Source organism: Rhodococcus sp. IEGM1428, assembly GCF_050321865.1.
Taxonomy (GTDB): Bacteria; Actinomycetota; Actinomycetes; order Mycobacteriales; family Mycobacteriaceae; genus Rhodococcoides.
Map to the genome: position 1 here is coordinate 586,490 of NZ_JBNQFW010000001.1, position 19,925 is coordinate 606,414.

General features: G+C 63.5%; 17 protein-coding genes. 13 read left to right on the top strand and 4 right to left on the bottom strand.

Annotated elements, in window-relative coordinates; translation table 11 throughout:
* Positions 1-15 precede the first annotated feature (15 nt).
* Positions 16-210, top strand: coding sequence for a hypothetical protein (locus ACQR3T_RS02905; RefSeq protein ID WP_428692488.1), 195 nt, complete (start codon positions 16-18; stop codon positions 208-210).
* 3 nt (positions 211-213) lie between these two features.
* Here the strand turns inward: ACQR3T_RS02905 and ACQR3T_RS02910 are convergent, their stop codons facing one another.
* The 3 genes from ACQR3T_RS02910 to ACQR3T_RS02920 form a co-directional block, all read right to left on the bottom strand.
* The gene (locus tag ACQR3T_RS02910; RefSeq protein WP_428692489.1) at positions 214-945 is read right to left on the bottom strand and encodes an aspartate/glutamate racemase family protein; all 732 of its coding nucleotides are present in this window, start codon (positions 943-945) and stop codon (positions 214-216) included.
* A gap of 10 nt (positions 946-955) precedes the next feature.
* The gene (locus ACQR3T_RS02915; RefSeq protein WP_094608118.1) at positions 956-2,509 is read right to left on the bottom strand and encodes an NCS1 family nucleobase:cation symporter-1; all 1,554 of its coding nucleotides are present in this window, start codon (positions 2,507-2,509) and stop codon (positions 956-958) included.
* Positions 2,510-2,621: 112 nt separating this feature from the next.
* Entirely contained in the window at positions 2,622-3,347 is a 726-nt protein-coding gene (locus ACQR3T_RS02920; protein ID WP_428692490.1) for a GntR family transcriptional regulator, read from the bottom strand.
* A 71-nt stretch (positions 3,348-3,418) separates the two neighbouring features.
* On the opposite strand from ACQR3T_RS02920, the gene mftE reads away from it, so the two are divergent.
* The 12 genes from mftE (at position 3,419) to ACQR3T_RS02980 (ending at position 19,468) form a co-directional block, all read left to right on the top strand.
* Positions 3,419-4,105, top strand: a complete 687-nt coding sequence (mftE, locus tag ACQR3T_RS02925) for a mycofactocin biosynthesis peptidyl-dipeptidase MftE (protein ID WP_428692491.1) — start codon at positions 3,419-3,421, stop codon at positions 4,103-4,105.
* Between the two features lie 125 nt (positions 4,106-4,230).
* Positions 4,231-5,628 carry a mycofactocin biosynthesis glycosyltransferase MftF gene (gene mftF, locus ACQR3T_RS02930; RefSeq protein ID WP_032378035.1) on the top strand — a complete coding sequence of 466 codons (1,398 nt, stop codon included), beginning with the start codon at positions 4,231-4,233 and terminating at the stop codon, positions 5,626-5,628.
* Positions 5,629-5,661: 33 nt separating this feature from the next.
* Positions 5,662-7,155 carry a mycofactocin dehydrogenase MftG gene (gene mftG / locus ACQR3T_RS02935; RefSeq protein ID WP_428692492.1) on the top strand — a complete coding sequence of 498 codons (1,494 nt, stop codon included), beginning with the start codon at positions 5,662-5,664 and terminating at the stop codon, positions 7,153-7,155.
* 296 nt (positions 7,156-7,451) lie between these two features.
* Entirely contained in the window at positions 7,452-8,747 is a 1,296-nt protein-coding gene (locus tag ACQR3T_RS02940; protein WP_428692493.1) for a transcriptional regulator, read from the top strand.
* A gap of 122 nt (positions 8,748-8,869) precedes the next feature.
* Complete coding sequence (gene exaC / locus ACQR3T_RS02945) at positions 8,870-10,393, top strand: acetaldehyde dehydrogenase ExaC (RefSeq protein ID WP_032376614.1); 1,524 nt, start codon at positions 8,870-8,872, stop codon at positions 10,391-10,393.
* Positions 10,393-10,932: a DUF779 domain-containing protein gene (locus tag ACQR3T_RS02950; protein ID WP_052070064.1), complete on the top strand. Its 540-nt coding sequence runs from the start codon at positions 10,393-10,395 to the stop codon at positions 10,930-10,932. Before exaC ends, ACQR3T_RS02950 begins: the two co-directional genes overlap by 1 nt.
* 84 nt (positions 10,933-11,016) lie before the next feature.
* Positions 11,017-12,000 carry a cation diffusion facilitator family transporter gene (locus ACQR3T_RS02955; RefSeq protein ID WP_032376615.1) on the top strand — a complete coding sequence of 328 codons (984 nt, stop codon included), beginning with the start codon at positions 11,017-11,019 and terminating at the stop codon, positions 11,998-12,000.
* A 135-nt stretch (positions 12,001-12,135) separates the two neighbouring features.
* Positions 12,136-13,590, top strand: a complete 1,455-nt coding sequence (gene eat / locus ACQR3T_RS02960) for an ethanolamine permease (RefSeq protein WP_032376616.1) — start codon at positions 12,136-12,138, stop codon at positions 13,588-13,590.
* Positions 13,587-14,999 (top strand): ethanolamine ammonia-lyase subunit EutB, encoded by a 1,413-nt coding sequence (locus ACQR3T_RS02965; protein ID WP_032404654.1) that lies wholly within the window; start codon positions 13,587-13,589, stop codon positions 14,997-14,999. The genes eat and ACQR3T_RS02965 overlap by 4 nt, the downstream gene beginning before the upstream one ends.
* A gap of 47 nt (positions 15,000-15,046) precedes the next feature.
* On the top strand, positions 15,047-15,820 hold the full coding sequence (gene eutC / locus ACQR3T_RS02970) for an ethanolamine ammonia-lyase subunit EutC (RefSeq protein ID WP_032376618.1): 774 nt from the start codon (positions 15,047-15,049) through the stop codon (positions 15,818-15,820).
* Between the two features lie 53 nt (positions 15,821-15,873).
* A complete protein-coding gene (locus tag ACQR3T_RS02975; protein ID WP_428692494.1) occupies positions 15,874-17,490 on the top strand; it encodes an AMP-binding protein in 1,617 nt (538 codons plus the stop codon).
* 31 nt (positions 17,491-17,521) lie between these two features.
* Positions 17,522-19,468, top strand: a complete 1,947-nt coding sequence (locus tag ACQR3T_RS02980; RefSeq protein ID WP_032376620.1) for an acetoacetate--CoA ligase — start codon at positions 17,522-17,524, stop codon at positions 19,466-19,468.
* Here the strand turns inward: ACQR3T_RS02980 and ACQR3T_RS02985 are convergent.
* Entirely contained in the window at positions 19,444-19,899 is a 456-nt protein-coding gene (locus tag ACQR3T_RS02985) for an acyl-CoA thioesterase (RefSeq protein ID WP_371829136.1), read from the bottom strand. The two genes, ACQR3T_RS02980 and ACQR3T_RS02985, sit on opposite strands and share 25 nt — an antisense overlap.
* Positions 19,900-19,925: the final 26 nt, after the last annotated feature.

A 19,925-nucleotide genomic window follows, 5' to 3' on the forward strand; every position in this document is an offset into this window, starting at 1 on the left:
TGGTGTACTTGCGCAATGACAGCCAGGTTTCCGAGAAGCGCCACGACGTCCGCTCTGGTCGCGCTCGTGGCGTCCTGCGTCGTGATCTACGTCGGGTTGTTCGAAAACTCGATGTCCACGACCCTGCAGGTTGTGCTGCTGCTCGTCGGCGTACTGGTTGCCGGTGCAGCAATCGGTTACACCGTTACCAAGCTCGGTCGGTCCAGGTAAGGCTCAGGGCCTACTGAATCCTTCGAGCATTCCCGTGTAGAGCTTGGGCGGCGGCGCCGCGAATTCGCCGCGCTTTCCGGTGCGCAGGCCGAGGGTTACAAGTGACTGCACGAACAGTGTTCCCGCGGCCACACCGTCGACGACGGGTACACCGATCTCGGCCGAAATGTGTTGGCAGAGATCGGCCATGCCCGCGCAGCCGAGAACCACAGCATCGCTACCGTCCGTTTCGACGGCGACGCGGCACGCTTCGGTGACGATCTTGCGGGCGTCGGGGTCGGTCTCGAGATCGAGGACCGGCAAGTCGCACGCATGGATGCCGAGGCAGTGTCGGCCGAAGCCGTAGTGATGCGCCAGATCCTGTGCCCGGCCGACGGTGCGGCCGAGGGTGGTGACGACACTGAACCCGCGGCCCAGGAAACTCGCGGCGTGCATTGCCGCCTCCGCGATACCGATGACCGGTCCGGACGCAGATTCGCGGGCCGCGTCGATGCCGGGATCGCCGAAGCAGGCAATGACGTAGCCGTCGACCCCCGCAGCTTCGCCACTGGCGATCTCGGCGAGAATGCCGGGGACACTGAGGGCTTCGTCCACGTGGCTTTCGATGGATACCGGCCCCATCGAGGGGCTGACCGCATCGATGACTGTGCCCGGGCCTACTACGGCCCGGGCACAGTCACCGATCGTTGCGGTCATCGAGCCGGTGGTGTTCGGATTGATGACCTTGATGAGCACGTGCGAAATCCTATGCCTTGGCTGGAACGTCGAAGTTGGTGACAGCGAGCTTGGTCTTCGTCGCCAGATAGAAGTACATGACGAAGCCGATGCCGCAGCCGATGAACCAACTGTACTTCGAGGCCGTCGACATACCGGCGATCTCCATGCCGTCGATCGCTCCGTTGAAGAGCACGGTGAACATGGCTACGAGCGCGCCGACGACGGTGGAGTACACCGCCGCTGGGTTGTAACCCTTCGAGTACCAGTACAACCCGGTCGGCGACATCGAGAACAGTTCGTCGACAACGACTTTCTGCTTGCGGACCAGGTAGTAGTCGGCGATCAGGATGCCGAACAGCGGTCCGATGAATGCGCCGAGAGTTTCCAGCGTCAGGTGAATGACCTCGGGATTGTTGTACAGGTTCCACGGGGTGATGAGCACCGAGCCGATCGCGGCGATCATGCCGCCTGCACGCCAGCTGATCTTCTGGGGGCTGACGTTGGAGAAGTCGAATGCCGGCGAGATGAAGTTGGCGACGATGTTGATGCCGATCGTGGCGATCGTGAAGGTCAGGGCACCGAGGACGATGGCGAACGTGCTGTCGATTCGGGCGACGGTCTCGACCGGATCGGTGATCAGCTCACCGAACACCGGCAGCGTCAGGGAGGCGGTGACGACGACCAGAATCGAGAACACCAGGAAGTTCACCGGCAGGCCGAGGAAGTTGCCCTTCTTCACTGCGGCATAGGATTTGCCGTAGCGCGAGAAGTCGCCGAAGTTGAGCATCGGACCGGAGAAGTAGGAGACCACCAGCGCGATCGCACCGAGCATCACCGGGATGGAGCTCAGACCTGTGTGCTCGACCTCGCCGAGGTTGAGATCGATAGCGCCCCAGCCGGCTTTCCAGATCAAGTAGCCGCACAGCATGAACATCACGACGTACACCGCAGGGCCGCAGAAGTCGATGAACTTACGGATGGACTCCATGCCGCGCCAGAACACCGCGGCTTGCACGACCCAGAGGAACAGGAAGCTCGCCCAGCCGAGCAGCGAGAGTCCGACGAAACCGTAATCCGCAGTCACCGCGTACGGAGCCAGTGACGGGAACAACTTGATCAGCACGATGTCGAGTGCGGCCGAGGCCAGGAACGTCTGAATGCCGTACCAGGCCACCGCGATCAGACCGCGGATGATGGCGGGAATATTGGCACCGAGGACGCCGAAGACGCTGCGGCAGATGACCGGGTAGGGAACCCCCGACACCTGGCTCGGCTTGGCGACGAGATTGCAGAAGAAGTAGACGATCGTGATGCCGACGAGAAGTGCGATCAGCACCTGCCAGCTGGCCAACCCGAGTGCGAACAGGCTGCCCGCGGTCACGTACCCACCGACCGAGTGCACGTCCGACATCCAGAACGCGAACAGGTTGTACGAGGTCCAGGTCTGCTTCTTCAGCGGAGCAAGATCCTCGTTGGTCAGCCGCGGGTCGTAACTGTCCTTGATCAGTCCACCACCGACGGGGTGGCCCGCGGCTTCCACAAGATCTCCCGTTTGGGCGGGACCGTGCGCTGTATCTGTCATCGATGCTCCTGACGGCATGGCGTATGAGGTGAACGAAGGTGGTGAATGAGGAAAAGCTAGCGGCGAAGTGTTGCGCGCTCGTGACGAAAGCGATATATCTTTCGAGGAATTTTTATCGAGTCTGGTCGGGCGGTGGATCGGCGAACAATCCGTGGTCGTTCGACAATGTCGAAATGACCGAATTGAGACGCGTGTGATGATGCTGCGCGGCTCGCAGCAGGCCCGCGGAATCGCCGGCCAGAAAGGCCGTGAGCATATCCGCGTGATCGCTGTGCAATGATGCTCTGTCCGATCCGGCCACATGGACCATCGGTTGAATGGGTTCGGTTATGTTCCAGGCAGATTCGAGCATGTGAAGCAAGCGATGCATGCGGCAGGGGCGAGTCAGGGACAGGTGGAATTCACGCGAGAGACGGTGGTATTCACGCGAGTCGTCCTGCGTGAGCGAGGCCTCGAGCAGGCGATTCACCTCGATGAGGTGGGCGCGGTCGTCCTCGGTGGCGAGATTCACAGCCACCGGAAGGGCCGCGGTCTCCAGAACCTCTCGTACGATGTACATTTCGCGGAGCTCTGCCGCGGTCAACTGAGCCACCGTGTAACCGAGGTTCGGTCGATGATCGACCAATCCCTCACCGATGAGGGTTTTGAGGGATTCGCGCACCGGGATTCTGCTCACCCCGAAAAGCTCCGCTACTTCGTTGAGTGGAATCGGAGTATTCGGTGGTGCATCGCCGGCGAGAATTACTCGGCGCAGCTCTCGCAGAATTGTCGGCTGTGGACCACCCGGCGTCGTTATCGACAATTGCGAGAGAAATATCGACCGGCGACGGGGTGGCACGAACCGAAGGTTAGCGGCGCAGTGTTTCGACAGCGTGACGTTCTCGTTCCATACCGATAGCATCGGCACCCATGGCCACGGACCCCCTCGGTACGCAGTACTGGCCGGACGTCGATGGGTCCAGGACCCTCGTGGTGCCGGTCGGCTCGATCGAGCAACACGGACCGCACCTGCCGCTCGATACCGACACCAGGATCGCCACCGCCGTTGCGCACACCATCGACAACGCAATCGTTGCTCCCGCGATCGCGTACGGGTCCAGCGGCGAGCACGAGGGATTTCCCGGCACCGTGTCGATCGGCGCTGCAGCACTCGAGGCGGTGCTGGTGGAATACGGGCGCTCCGCGTGCCGGTGGGCCGAGCGGGTGGTGTTCGTCAACGGGCACGGCGGCAACGGGCCAACCCTGCGATCTGCAGTATTGCTGCTGCGCTACGAGGGGCGTGACGTCGTCTGGTTCCCGTGCGCGGTGCCCGGAGCAGATGCTCACGCTGGGCGCACCGAAACGTCGATGCTGCTGCACCTTTCGCCCGAGGTAGTGGACATGAGCAAGGCGGAGGTGGGCAATGTGACCGACATCGCCGCCCTACTTCCTGCGCTGCGCGCCGACGGCGTCGCATCTATCGCTGCAAACGGTGTGCTCGGCGACCCCTCCGGAGCCGATCCGGAGGAGGGGCGTCGAGCGTTCGACCTACTTCGAGCCCGCGCCGGCGATGCGGTGCGGAGATGGAGTCCCTCCGAGCATGGAGTGATCGCGTGACCGACCTGGGTGAAACGCCTGTTCAGCGTCCCACGATCGATTCCGGAGAAACGGGCAGCAGGTATGTTCCGTCCGATTTTGCGGGTGGCCGACACACCAGAGGCTTGTCCGCTTACGATCTCCTGATGGGTGAAGGTCGGTTGCCTGATGGCTTCGGGGTGAGAGTCGATCCACGTGTACGCACATTCTCCGAAGGACGCGTCCTGATCGGTGGTTCGCCGACACGGATGCTCACACTCGCACCGACGGCGGCCGCGATGATCGGCGACGGTTTCATCGAAGTGACCGACTCGCAGTCCGCGCTCGTCGCACGCAAACTTCTCGACTCGGGAGTCGGCAACCCGCGCCCGATGTCGATCCCGTCGCCGTCCGACGTCACCGTCGTCGTTCCGCTCAAGAACAACGAGGCCGGGCTCGAGCGTCTGATCACGGCGTTGCACGGGCTGCATGTGATCATCGTCGACGACGGGTCGGACATCCCGGTCGCAGTGCCGCGGATGGCGTGCAGTGTGGGCAGTGTGACGGTGCTCCGGCACGAGCGCTCACGCGGACCGGCTGCGGCGCGAAATACTGGATTGCGCTGCGCTACAACTGATTTTGTCGCCTTTCTGGATTCGGACGTCGTGCCGCGCAAGGGCTGGCTCGAGGTGATGCTCGGTCATTTCTCGGATCCTGCTGTGGCATTGGTGGCACCCCGCATCGTCGCGCTCGAGCCCGAAGGCAGTGCGCTGGCCCGATACGAGCACGCACGCTCGTCGCTCGATCTCGGTCGCAGAGAAGCCGCAGTGCGGGCCGGGAGCTCGGTGTCATACGTACCCAGCGCCGCGATGTTGCTGCGCCGGTCCGTGGCGATGGACTGCGAGGGATTCGACGAGTCGATGCACGTGGCCGAGGATGTGGACCTGTGCTGGCGGCTGCAGGAGGCAGGATGGCGGTTGCGCTACGAGCCCGTCGCCCACGTTGCTCACGAGCACCGCGTCACCTTCGTCGAATGGTTCGCTCGCAAGTTGTTCTACGGAACCGGTGCCACACCGTTGTCCGCTCGTCATCCGGGAATGGTGCCGCCGATTGCGATGTCTCCGTGGACGCTCATCGCGTGCCTGCTCGCTGCGAGCCTGACGCGGATCGGACTCGTCGGCGCAGCTGCGACACTCGGCGTGACGGTTGTTCGACTTCGCAAGATGTTCGTCGGCTTGGATCAGCCCACTCGCATCGCGGCGATTCTTGCCGCGGAAGGTTTTGTGGCGGGGTTGTGGCAACTGGCGTCGGCCTTGTGCCGACATTATTGGCCGATCACTCTTCTCGCCGTGGTGCTGTCCAGTCGGATTCGAAAAATTGCACTCGGATTGGCTGTGGCAGAAGCATTCTCGGATTGGAGTAAGCACCGCGAGCTCGGCGGTCTCGATCCGGTGCGCTATGCCTTCTTCAAACGAGCCGACGATATTGCCTACGGTGCGGGGTTGTGGAAAGGCGCTCTGTCGGCCCGAAGCATCGATGCGCTCAAGCCACGCTTGGACGGCTGACGCGGTGCGAGCCCGGCCCGATCCGTCGATGGTGTGAACCGGACCGAGTACGCGGACGTCATCGTCGTCGGCGGTGGCTCCTGCGGCTGTGTCGTCGCCTCTCGGTCGAGCGAGAATCCCGATCGATCGGTGTTGTTGCTCGAAGCCGGACCCACGTTCTCGGCTGTCGCCGAAGTCCCGGCCGACCTGACCGGCGCGTCGATGCTTCCCATCGGACCCGGCAGCGAATGGGTGGGAACGTATTCGGCCGAACTCACCTCCGGCGTCGGCCGAACAATTGCTCGAGGCCGGGTTCTGGGCGGCTCGGGCGCAGTGAACGGTGGCTACTTCGTTCGTGCCACGCCCACGGACTTCGACGCCTGGCCGCAGCCGCTGTGGTCTTTCGAGCAGGTGCTGCCGTTCTACCTCGGCTCCGAAACTGATCTCGATGCCGGGATGCAGAGGCAGTGGCACGGATCTCGCGGACCCATGCCGGTCGCGCGTACCCCGGTACACACTCGACATCCGATCACGACGGCATTCGTCGATTCTGCAGTGAATGCGGGATTTTCGATGCAACAGGACCTGAATTCTCCCGGAGCGTCCGCCGGGGGAGTCGGTTCCGTGCCGTTGAACATCCACAACGGCACCCGCGTAAGTGCCGCTCTCGCATACCTTTTGCCGATTCTGGATCGGCAGAACCTACGCGTGCAGGGAAATTCGACGGTGACGTCGTTGATGTTCGACGGCAGCAAGGTGATCGGCGTCGAGATCGTCGTCGACGGCGTGCGCAGTATCGTGAGGTCCGACACGGTGATTCTGTCTGCGGGTGCTGTGCACACCCCGGCACTGTTGCTTCGATCGGGTATCGGTCCCGCTGATGATCTTGTCGCGCTGGGCATGTCGGTCGTGGTCGACAGCCCTGGTGTGGGTCGAGGTTTCAGTGACCATCCCGAGGTTGCTGTTCCTGTCGTCGAAAGGAACGAAGTTCCGTCGAAATCGTCTGCGCTGGAGGCAGTTCTACATGCCGGCGCTGTGGAGATCAGGCCGTACACCAGAAAGTTCGACCGGCTGATCTCCGGTCTCGAGCCCGGGCCCCACGTAGTCGGCGTCGGCCTCATGCGATCGACGAGTCGCGGGAGCATTGCGCTGCGCAGTACGGACCCGTTCGAGGCTCCGGACGTGCGGTACCACTATCTCGAATCGGAGGTCGACCGGCGCGCTATGCGCGAGGGCGTCGAACTTGCGCGCGATCTGCTGGCGTCGCCCATCATGTCGGAGACCGTGGAAGTGCCCACGATCGAGAATCCCCTCGCGGCGCTCGGCACATCACTGCACCTGTCCGGTAGCGCCAGGATGGGGCCCGAGTCGGATCCGAGTTCGGTACTCGACGATCACTGCCGGGTGCGCGGTGTCGACGGACTCTTCGTCGTCGATACCTCGGCATTCCCGGTGGTGCCCAGCCGTGGGCCACACGCGACGGCCATCATGTTCGCCGAGCGCGCCGCCGATTTGATTGCAGACCACGATCGGCGCGGGGGAGCGTAGCGTTCGTGGTCTGGGGACCGTTCAGGTTCCCCAATAGATGGGTTACTGCCATGTCGGACAAATCGCCTCGCAACACGATGACCAAGAAAACCGGCAAATCTCTCAAGGACAAGCGCGCAGACAAGCGGGCGAAGTCCAGTGGTGACACCAGCAACGACATCATCACCTCGGCCGTCAAGAAGAAGTAGCCACTCGCGGTCGACGTGACCGGGCCCACCGCTCGCGTCGACCACGGCTGTATCCTTGTTTGTGAGCTGGGTTACAGCAATGTGGACAGGTCACGGAGGAAGCGTCGAATGGCAAGCCGATCGGACAGTGGCGGCAACCCCTGGGTCGCAGTGCGCCCGGGTGAGGACGTCGCCGTTCTGGCGCGCCAAATGTCCAGTGCCCATCAGTCTTTCGTCGACGACATCCGTACGCACGGTTCGACGGTTCGGTCCGTCGTGCTCGATTCCTGGATGCGCAGTCGCACCAAGGGCGTCGATCCCGACGGTGGAAACGACACTCCGATTCTGACCGGGCCGGATCTCGAGCGCTACCGAAAAGGTCATCCGATGGCCATCATCCGCCCGGTCATTCGCAGGCTACTGGTCGAGGACGCCTCCGATACGGGATTGCTCGTGGCGATTTCGGATGCGGAAGGACGCCTGCTGTGGGTGGAGGGTGATTCAGCGGCGAAGGATCGGGCGCTCACGATGGACTTCGCCGAAGGCGTCGACTGGAGCGAGGAGAGCAAGGGCACCAATGCTCCCGGTACCGCGCTCGCGGTCGACCACAGTGTGCAGATCTTCGCGTCGGAGCATTTCTCTCGGTCGGTGCACGAGTGGAGCTGCTCGGCGGCACCCGTGCACCACCCCACCAGCGGTCACATTCTGGGAGCCATCGACATCACCGGTGGTCCGCGGGTGGCGGTGCCCGAAGTGCTCTCGCTGGTGCGTGCCACCGTTGCCGCGGCCGAATCCGAGTTGCGTCTGCACCTGATGAACTCGCCGAAATCGTTGGGCGACACGGCTCCTCGTCTCGAAGTTCTCGGATCCGGTCGGCCGGGGGTGGTTCGCGGATCCGGCCGGGTGCCGCTCTCCCAGCGACATGCCGAGATCTTGCTGCTGTTGGGTGAGCATCCTGAAGGGCTCAGCTCGGACCACCTCGCGGTGCTCCTCGACGAGCAGGAACTCGACTCCGTCACCATCCGCGCCGAGATGTCGAGACTGCGCAAGACCTTCGGCACCGCAGGTCTGGCATCGCGGCCCTACCGTCTGGTCGGCGAATTGACCTCCGACGTCGGCGACATTCGGCGCGCCCTCGACCGCGGCGACGTCGACGCTGCTCTACGGATCTACTCCGGTCCGGTGCTCCCGGGGTCGTCCGCGCCCGGAATCGAGAGCATCCGGGAGGAACTGCGGTCTCGTATGCAGGCCGCGCTGCTGCGGCTCGGAGATCCGGTGCTGCTCGCGCAGTGGACCTCGTCCATCCACGGCCGCACGGACGTCATCGCCTGGGAGGCCTACCGGGCCACTCTGAGCAGGGATTCTGCGCTCTACGGTCAGGTGAGCGCGCGCATCGAACTACTCGATCGCGAACTCGGAATCTGACGCACCCGTCGAGCCGAGCCTGTCCGAAATATCGGCAACGTACTTGCAACGTTGCACGGCCTAGTGTCCTGAATCACACACCGCATCAACTGTGAAGCACGTGTCGATCAGGAGGATTATCAATGTCCGTCTACGCCCGTCCAGGTACCGCCGATTCCGTCATGTCGTTCCAGTCGCGCTACGACAACTGGATCGGCGGCGAGTGGGTCCCGCCTGTCAAGGGTCAGTACTTCGAGAACCCGACTCCCGTCACCGGTGAGAACTTCTGTGAGGTCGCCCGCTCCACGTCCGAGGACATCGAACTCGCACTCGACGCAGCACACGCCGCAGCTCCCGCGTGGGGTAAGACGTCCGCCGCCGAGCGCGCGGTGATCCTCAACAAGATCGCCGACCGCATCGCCGAGAACCTCGAGTCCATCGCGCTGGCAGAATCCTGGGACAACGGCAAGCCGATCCGCGAAACCCTCAACGCCGATATTCCGTTGGCCATCGATCACTTCCGGTACTTCGCCGGTTGCATTCGCGCGCAGGAGGGCTCGCTCTCCGAAATCGACAGTGACACAGTGGCTTACCACTTCCATGAGCCGCTCGGCGTAGTCGGACAGATCATCCCGTGGAACTTCCCGATCCTCATGGCCGTGTGGAAGCTCGCGCCGGCACTCGCGGCGGGTAATGCCGTGGTGCTCAAGCCCGCCGAGCAGACCCCCGCGTCGATCCTGCACCTGATCTCGATCATCGGTGACCTGCTGCCCCCGGGCGTGATCAACATCGTCAACGGTTTCGGTGTCGAGGCAGGAAAGCCGCTGGCATCGAGCCCGCGTATCTCCAAGATCGCGTTCACCGGCGAGACCACCACCGGCCGCCTGATCATGCAGTACGCCTCGCAGAATCTGATTCCGGTGACACTGGAGCTCGGTGGCAAGAGCCCCAACGTCTTCTTCTCCGACGTGCTGCAGGCCAACGACGACTACCAGGACAAGGCCCTCGAGGGCTTCACGATGTTCGCCCTCAACCAGGGTGAGGTATGCACGTGCCCGTCGCGCTCGCTGATTCAGGCGGACATCTTCGACGAGTTCCTCGCCCTCGCTGCCATCCGGACCAAGGCTGTGCGACAGGGAGATCCGCTCGACACCGAGACCATGATCGGTGCCCAGGCATCGAACGATCAGCTCGAGAAGATTCTCTCGTACATCGAGATCGGCAAGGGCGAAGGCGCACAGGTGGTCACCGGCGGCGAGCGCGCACAGCTCGGCGGCGACCTCAACGGCGGCTACTACATGCAGCCCACCATCTTCACCGGCAAGAACAACATGCGCATCTTCCAGGAGGAGATCTTCGGACCGGTCGTCTCGGTCACGTCGTTCACCGACTACGACAACGCCATCGAGATCGCCAACGACACCCTCTACGGTCTCGGCGCAGGCGTCTGGTCTCGCGACGGCGGCATTGCCTACCGCGCCGGCCGCGATATTCAGGCCGGTCGCGTGTGGACCAACACGTACCACCAGTACCCGGCGCACGCCGCGTTCGGTGGCTACAAGCAGTCCGGTATCGGTCGCGAGAACCACAAGATGATGCTCGATCACTACCAGCAGACGAAGAACCTGTTGGTGAGCTACGCGCAGAAGGCACAGGGCTTCTTCTGATGCTGGACGCTCGGCCGCCTGCGCGGCTGAAGACCACCGCCGGGGCGATGGACTTGCTCCGTCGCCTCGGCGGTATCCACGGGGAACTGATGATGCATCAGTCCGGCGGATGCTGTGACGGCTCGTCGCCGATGTGTTATCCCGCAGGAGAATTCATCGTCGGTGACCGCGACGTGCTGCTCGGGTTCATCGACCTGAGGCTCGGAGTGGGTGAGGTTGCGACGACTCTGCCCGAGGGTGCCGACGGGGTCGCGGTCTGGATTTCGGGGTCGCAGTTCCAGGCATGGAAACACACCCAGCTGGTACTCGACGTCGTGCCCGGCCGCGGTGGTGGGTTCTCGCTCGAGTCCCCGGAAGGGGTTCGGTTCCTGAGCCGAGGCCGCGCGTACACCGCCGAGGAGAACGAGATCCTGGCCGAGCACCCGCCGCTCGTCGGTGTCGACTGGGAAGAGGGTCGACGGCCCGAGGTTCCCGACGAACCTCTGGTGGTCGCCGAGGCAGTCGACGCATGTCCCGTCCCGGGGATGCTCCAGGGCTGAGTGCGGCTGCGCCGCAGTGGCGCGGTTGAATGCCCCAGGCGGCACTCGACCGCACCACTGCGCGGAGCGCATACAGTGCGAACGATGAAGAGCTCATCGAAATCCGACCCGGCCGAGGGCGGCGAAAGTCTGCGCACGGTGGTGATCGCGTTCGTTGCCAATCTCGGCGTCGCGATCGCCAAGACGTTCGCAGCGGTGTTCACCGGGTCGGCGTCGATGGTCGCCGAAGCTGCGCACTCGTGGGCCGACACCGGTAACGAGATCTTTCTGCTCGTCGCCAATCGTCGGGGTTCACGCGGGCCGGACGATCGTCGGCCGCTCGGCTACGGACGCGAGACCTACTTCTGGTCGACACTCGCAGCCATCGGGCTCTTCGTCGCCGGTGCCGCGGTATCGGTGTGGCACGGCATCACCTCGTTGCTCGCCGGCGAATCGAGCAGTGAGAACTACCTCGTCGCGTACGTGGTGCTCGCCATCGCATTTCTGCTCGAGGGAGTCTCGTTCCTGCAATCGGTTCGGCAGATTCGCGGTGAAGCAGCCGAATACGACAAGGACTTTCTCGATTACGCACTCGAGACCTCGGACCCGACGCTGCGCGCAGTGTTCGCAGAGGACAGTGCAGCATTGATCGGCATCGTGATCGCCGGTGCCGGAATCGGATTGCACCAACTGACCGGTAACGCCGCCTTCGACGCCATCGGGTCCATTCTGGTGGGAGTACTACTCGGAATCGTCGCGTTCGTACTGATCGATCGAAACCGCCGATTTCTCACCGGTGAACCGGGATCGAGAGCATTATGGAATGCGGTGGTGCAGCGAATCGAGCAACTCCCCGAGGTGGCGTCGGTCCGGTTCGTGCGCATCGAGTTCGTCGGTCCCAAACAGATCTACGTGGTGGCGAGTGTCGATCTCGTCGGTGATTTCGCCGAATCACGCATCGCGCACACGCTCCGGCGGCTGGAGCGTGAGTTGGAAACCAACAGAGCTGTGGTGGACGCGGTACTGACAGTCGCCGAACCGGACGAGGGCGACATAGGTGACATCAACGCGGTGGGGCACCAGGCGTAATTCGCCCGTCATTCATCGATGACGCGGCGCTTACATCACGGGCCTATCGTGAACCGATTCGCGCGCCACACGTGTTGTGAATCGTCCCCTCGGGCGTGAACCCGCTCCGAGCGCAACGGCTACGAGAGGCTTGCAATGTCCGTAGTAGACCCCCAGTCGTCTCATCCGAAAACCGGCTCGCACGAGAGCACACAGTCGCACGTCGAGGGCGGTGACTACCTGGCCAAGCGCACCCTGAAGAAGGGGACCGCGGGCTGGGTACTGCTGGCCGGCCTCGGAGTCAGCTACGTGATCTCCGGCGACTACTCGGGGTGGAACCTCGGTCTCGCCGAGGGCGGTTTCGGTGGCCTTCTGATCGCGGCGATCATCATCGCGGGTATGTACCTCGCCATGGTCCTCGGTATGGCAGAGATGTCGTCTGCGCTGCCCGCGGCAGGCGGCGGCTACACCTTCGCCCGCCGGGCCATGGGACCGTGGGGCGGATTCGCCACCGGTACAGCGATTCTCATCGAGTATGCGATCGCGCCTGCCGCGATCGCGACGTTCATCGGTGCCTACGTCGAATCGCTCGGACTGTTCGGGATCACCGACGGGTGGTGGGTCTACCTGGTGGTCTATGCGGTGTTCATCGGAATCCACCTCTCCGGCGCGGGCGAAGCACTCAAGATCATGTTCGTCATCACCGGCATCGCCTTGGTCGGACTCGTCGTGTTCGCCATCGCAGCCATCGGTCAGTTCGACGCGAGCAACCTGACCGACATCGCGCCCACCGACGCTGCCGGGGCTTCGGGATTCCTGCCGTTCGGCTACCTCGGCATCTGGGCGGCCGTGCCGTTCGCCATCTGGTTCTTCCTCGCCATCGAGGGCGTGCCGCTGGCCGCGGAGGAGGCCAAGGATCCGACCAAGAACGTCCCGCGCGGCATCATCGCCGCCATGGGTGTTCTGCTCGTCACCGGTGCCGTCGTCCTGTTCCTGGTGACCGGAGCAGGCGGGGCCGACGCCGTCAAGGAATCGGGAAACCCGTTGGTGGAAGCCCTCGGTGACGGAACGGCGAGCAAGATCGTGAACTACATCGGCCTGGCCGGATTGGTCGCGTCCTTCTTCTCGATCATGTACGCGTACTCGCGCCAGCTCTTTGCGCTCTCTCGCGCGGGATACCTGCCGAAGACACTGTCCATCACCAACTCTCGCAAGGCCCCGACTCTCGCACTGATCGTGCCCGGCGTCATCGGCTTCCTGCTCTCTCTGACCGGTCAGGGCGGAATGTTGCTCAACATGGCCGTGTTCGGCGCGGCGCTGAGCTACGTTCTGATGATGGTCAGCCACATCGTGCTCCGTCGCAACGAGCCGAACATGGAACGGCCGTACCGAACTCCCGGGGGTGTCGTGACCACCGGATTCGCGTTGATCATCGCGGCACTCGCCGTTGTCGCCACCTTCGTCGTCGATTCCACTGCGGCACTGTGGTGTCTGGCCGTGTTCGTGGCGTTCATGGCGTACTTCGGCATCTACAGCAGGCATCACCTCGTCGCGAATTCGCCGGACGAGGAGTTCGCCGCACTGGCCGAGGCCGAGGCCGAACTGGAATGACGATCTACACCCAACAGGTCTCGGGTACCACCTACACGTTCGACGGTCTGGTGGACCTGATGGCCAAGGCGACCCCGCTGCGGTCGGGTGACGAGTTGGCCGGTTGCGCAGCCGAATCGGATGCCGAACGGGCTGCCGCGCAGTGGGCATTGTCGGAGGTTTCACTCGATGTCTTCCTGCACGATCTGCTCGTTCCGTACGAGAGCGACGAGGTCACTCGGCTCATCATCGATTCCCACGACCGCATCGCATTCGGGGCCGTCTCGCACCTGACCGTAGGAGGTCTACGGGATTGGCTGCTGCAGGTGACCGCGGGGCCCGACGCGGCCGCGACGCTGCGATCGGTCGCGGCAGGATTGACGCCCGAGATGGTCGCTGCCGTCAGCAAGATCATGCGAAATCAGGATCTGATCGCAGTGTCTCGGGCGGTGCAGGTGACGTCGGCGTTCCGGACGACGATCGGGCTACCCGGAACCCTCACCACGCGTTTGCAACCCAATCACCCGACCGACGATCCGCGTGGAATCGCGGCGGCCACGCTCGACGGTTTGCTGCTCGGATCGGGCGACGCGGTCATCGGGATCAATCCCGCGACCGACTCACCTCAGGCCACAGCCGATCTGCTGCATCTGCTCGACGAGATTCGACAACGCTTCGAGATTCCCACGCAATCCTGCGTGCTCTCGCACGTGACGACGACGATGGAACTGATCGACAAGGGAGTTCCCGTCGACCTGGTGTTCCAGTCCATCGCCGGCACCGAAGGAGCCAATTCGAGCTTCGGCGTGAACATTCCGCTGCTTCGGCAGGCCAACGAGGCCGGCCGATCGCTGCACCGCGGAACCGTCGGGAACAACGTCATGTACCTCGAAACCGGTCAGGGCTCGGCGCTGTCGGCGGGTGCGCACATCGGCACCGGCGATCGACCGGTCGATCAGCAGACCCTCGAGACACGCGCGTACGCGGTGGCCCGCGATCTCGAGCCGTTGCTGATCAATACCGTCGTCGGGTTCATCGGGCCGGAGTACCTGTACGACGGCAAGCAGATCATCAGGGCCGGACTCGAAGATCACTTCTGCGGCAAGCTGCTGGGACTGCCGATGGGCGTCGACGTCTGCTACACCAACCATGCCGAGGCCGATCAGGACGACATGGACACGTTGCTCACGCTGCTGGGTGCGGCCGGAGTTGCATTCGTCATCGCGGTGCCGGGAGCCGACGACGTCATGCTCGGATACCAGTCTCTGAGCTTTCACGACGTGCTCTACGTTCGGCAGGTTCTCGGCCTGCGGCCCGCACCGGAGTTCGAGTCGTGGCTCTCGCGTCTGGGCATGGTGGACGCCGACGGTCGAGTTCTGGACGTCGATGCTGCGGGATCACCGTTGCGGGCCTTGATGAGTGCGCGATGACAGACACATCAGGAGCAGTGCCTGCGGAACGACCGGAAACAGCAGGAGTGGAGCCTGCGGAACGGCCGGAAACAGAGTTCTGGGGCGAGTTGCGGGCGATGACTCAGGCCCGAATCGGGCTGGGGCGTATCGGTGATTCCTTGCCGACCACGCGGGTGCTGGAGTTTCGCTCGGCGCACGCTGCCGCGAGGGATGCGGTACACATGCCGCTCGATGTCGAGGAATTCGTGAGCCGGGTAGAGCAGGTGGGACTCGGTGCGCCGGCAGTGGTGACGTCGTTGGCGACCAGTCGTGCGGAGTATCTTCGACGGCCCGATCTCGGCCGGCAACCCGAGGATCTGTCGGCGGTGCCGCATTCCGAGGACGAGATCGGAATCGTATTGAGTGACGGGTTGTCCCCCCGCGCACTCGCCGATCACGGTGTGCCGATGCTGGAGGCATTGAAATCCGAACTGGCCGATCGGTATTCGATAGCGGCTCCGGTGATCGCGACCGAGGCGCGGGTGGCGTTGGGCGATCACATCGCCGCGGCGATGGGAGTGCGGACGGTACTGGTTCTGATCGGGGAGCGCCCGGGGTTGTCGGTTGCGGACAGTCTCGGCATCTACCTGACGCATCTGCCGAAGCCGGGCTGCACCGATGCCGACCGCAACTGCATCTCCAATATCCATCCGCCCGAGGGACAGGGATACGCACAGTCGGCGCGAATAGTAGCGGGCCTCCTGTCCGGGGCAAGGAAGCTCGGACGGTCCGGAGTGGCGCTCAAGGACACCTCACGGGCCGATGTGCTCGAGGCGACCGAGGCTCTCACGCTGGAGTGACATCCCCCTATTCGGGGGTGGCTGCGCGTGACGGCGGTCACTACCGTGGGGGCATGGACAGTTATTCTTCCGGTACGTCGGACACCGCAGTTCTGGACGACACGATCGGCGCGAATCTGGATCGCACTGCGGCGCGGTACTCGGATCGTGATGCATTGATCGATGTTGCCTCCGGGCGACGGTGGACCTATTCGGAGTTCGTCGCCGACGTCGATCTGTTGGCGGCCGGACTACTGGTGGCCGGTGTCGCGGTGGGTGACCGAGTGGGGATGTGGGCACCCAACTGTCCCGAATGGGTCCTGGCGCAGTACGCGACAGCGAAGATCGGGGCGGTGCTGGTCAACATCAACCCTGCGTATCGGTCACACGAGCTGCAATTCGTCCTGAAGCAGGCCGGGGTCTCGGTGTTGTTGTCGGCCATGGACTTCAAGGGTTCGGACTATGCCGCGATGATCGAGAACGCGCGACCCGAGGTGCCGTCGCTGCGTGAGGTCTTGTTCATCGGCAGCATTCAATGGGAAGCGATGACCGATCGCGGGCACCGTGCTTTGGCGAAGACTCCGAACATGATCACCGACGTGTCCGAACAGCTCCGTGCCGATGACGCGATCAACATTCAATACACCTCGGGGACGACGGGTTTCCCGAAGGGCGCGACGCTGAGTCACCGGAACATCCTCAACAACGGCTTCTTCGTCGGCGAGCTCTGCCACTACACCGCCGAGGACCGAGTGTGTATTCCGGTGCCGTTCTATCACTGCTTCGGCATGGTGATGGGCAACCTCGCGTGTACCTCGCACGGCTCGGCGATGGTGATTCCCGGACTCTCCTTCGATCCGGTCGCGACACTGACCGCCGTGGAATCGGAGAAATGCACGTCGCTCTACGGCGTCCCGACGATGTTCATCGCCGAACTGGCTCTCGAGAACTTCGACGACTTCGATCTGAGCAGTCTGCGTACCGGAATCATGGCCGGATCACCGTGCCCTACCGAGGTGATGAAGCAGGTGATCGAGCGCATGGGGATGACGGAGGTGTCGATCTGCTACGGAATGACCGAGACGTCCCCGGTGTCGCTGCAGACTCGAAGCGACGACTCCATCGAACAGCGAGTGTCCACCGTCGGTCGTGTGGGTCCGCATCTCGAAGTGAAGATCGTCGACCCGATGGAGGGCAGCACCTTGCCGCGCGGGGAGGCGGGCGAGCTGTGCACGCGCGGCTACTCGGTGATGCTGGGCTACTGGGAGCAGCCGGAGAAGACTGCCGAAGCCATCGACGCCGAGGGGTGGATGCACACCGGCGACATCGGGGTGATGGACGAAGACGGCTACGTAGCCATCACCGGACGGATCAAGGACATGGTGATTCGCGGCGGTGAGAACATCTATCCCCGCGAAGTCGAAGAGTTTCTGTACACCCATCCCGACATACTCGACGCACAGGTGATCGGTGTTCCCGATCAGAAGTACGGCGAGGAGCTCATGGTGTGGATCAGGATGAGAGACGATGCCGCGCCGCTGGATTCGGACACGCTGCGCGCGTTCTGCGATGGCCGGCTCGCGCACTACAAGATCCCGCGGTACGTGCACGTCGTCGACGAGTTTCCGATGACGGTCACCGGCAAGGTGCGCAAGGTGGAAATGCGGGAACGGTCGCTCGGATTGATCTGACGACGATCACTCGGCTGACATACTTGCATGCATGGACAGTGCGCTGTGGACGCCGACGGATTCCGATCTCGCCGAGGCTCGGGTGACCGAGTTCGCGCGGTTCGTCGAGCAACGTCACGCTCTGACGTTGCCTGACTATCAGGCGCTGTGGCGTTGGTCGACGACCGAGCTGGAACTGTTCTGGCGAGCAGTGTGGGATTTCTTCGAGATCCGCTCGGCCGCCGAGCCGACCGTCGTGCTCGGTGAACGCGGAATGCCGGGCGCGCAGTGGTTTCCGGGAACCGAGCTGAACTACGTGGACCAGGTGATCAGGCATGCTCGCCCCGATCGCGCGGCCATCGTCCATGCTCGCGAGGACGGTTCCGTCCGGACCGTGACATGGGCGGAGATGATCGAGCAGGCGGGCGCGCTCGCGGGGACGCTCACTGACAAGGGGGTTCGGCGCGGCGATCGAGTCGTCGGATATCTGCCGAACATCCCGGAGGCGGTGATCGCTTTTCTGGCGACCGCGAGCCTGGGTGCGGTGTGGTCCGCCTGTGGGCAGGACTATTCGGCCTCGGCCGCGCGTGATCGACTGGGACAACTCGAACCCACGGCACTGATCACCGCCGCCGGGTACACCTACGGAGGGAAGTTCCGAGACAAGGCCGCCGATGTCGATGCCCTCGTCGGAGGCCTTCCGACTCTGCGGGCAGTGGTGACGATCGGCGAACCGTCGGGAACGGCCCAGAGTTGGTCCGACGCCACCGCCGAGAGCCGAAACCTGGTACCGGTGGCCGTCCCGTTCGATCACCCACTGTGGGTCGTGTTCTCGTCGGGCACCACAGGTCTACCAAAGGGGATCGTGCACGGTCACGGTGGTGTGGTGCTCGAGCACCTCAAATCTGTTGCCCTGCACTCCGATCTGGGTCCCGAGGATGTCTTCTTCTGGTACACCAGCCCGAGCTGGATGATGTGGAACTTCCAGACAGCCGGCCTGCTGACCGGTGCCACCATCGTGTGTGCGGACGGTAATCCGTCGTTCCCCACGCCGGATGCATTGTGGGACATCGCAGCCAGGCTGGGTGTGACGTACCTCGGTACCAGCCCCGGCTATGTGCTCTCGTGCATCAAGGCCGACACGCATCCCGGTGCCGATCACGACTTGTCGGCTCTGCGAGCGGTCGGTATCACCGGGTCTGCGATGCCTGCATCGTCATCGATCTGGTTGTCGGAGAACATCGGTGCGCAGATTCCGGTCTTCTCCATCTCGGGCGGTACCGACGTCGTGTCGGCGTTCGCCGGGGGAGTGCGAACCGCCCCGGTATGGGCCGGAGAGCTCTCCGTGCCGTTCCTCGGCGTTGCGCTCGACGCCTTCGACGAGGACGGCGACTCGGTGCGGGGGTCGGTCGGTGAATTGGTCGTCACCGAGCCCATGCCGTCGATGCCGCTGCACTTCTGGAACGACGCCGACGGAACTCGCTACCGCGACGCTTATTTCGACACCTACCCGAGAATCTGGCGTCACGGCGATTGGATCACCATCACCGATCGCGGCAGCGTTCTCGTGCACGGTCGATCGGATTCGACACTGAACCGCAATGGTATTCGAATGGGGAGCGCCGACATCTATCAGGCCGTGGAGTCACTGGACCAGATCACCGAGGCACTCGTTCTGGGTATCGAGCTGGCAGACGGTGGTTACTGGATGCCCTTGTTCGTGGTCGTTCCGGACGGTCTCACCGACGAACTGCGCGGACACATCGAATCGATCATCAGAACGCAGGCGTCGCCGCGGCACGTTCCCGACGACGTCATCGCGGTGCCGGCAATCCCGCACACGCGAACCGGGAAGAAGCTGGAGGTGCCGCTCAAGCGACTCTTCCAAGGAGCCACGGCGACAAGCACTCTCGAATCCAGCGCCGTCGACGATCCGGCTGCGTTGGCGTGGTTCGTCGACCGGGCGGCAGAATATCAGCGAGTCCAGCGGGCGAGATAGGCTTTCTCTTCCGGCGCGATGCGGCGCAAGGTCTCGGCACCGACGTCGACCATCGCCATTCGGGTGGTCGCCACCACCGCCGGTGGCGAATCCGATGCCGCGCCTGCTGCCCGCACCTCGTACCCGATGGTGAAGTCGACGGCTCGCACCTTCTCGAACCACAGTGTGACGTCGAGCGGACCGTCCGAGTGCCGGAGCGGTTTCTTGTATGCGATGGTCACATTCGCGATCAACGCACTCTTGATCAAGCTCTCGTTCGCCTCGCCCTCACTGAGCAGCCACTCGATACGCGCCTCTTCGAGCAAGGTGACCATCCGGGCGTGATTGATGTGCGCAAATGCGTCCATGTCCGACCAGCGCACTGTGACGGTCGCGTGATACCCGACGGGTCCGGTCGGCTCTGTCTGCATCGCGCCAGGCTCTGTTTTCATTGCTAGAGGATGGCATGCGCGACTGC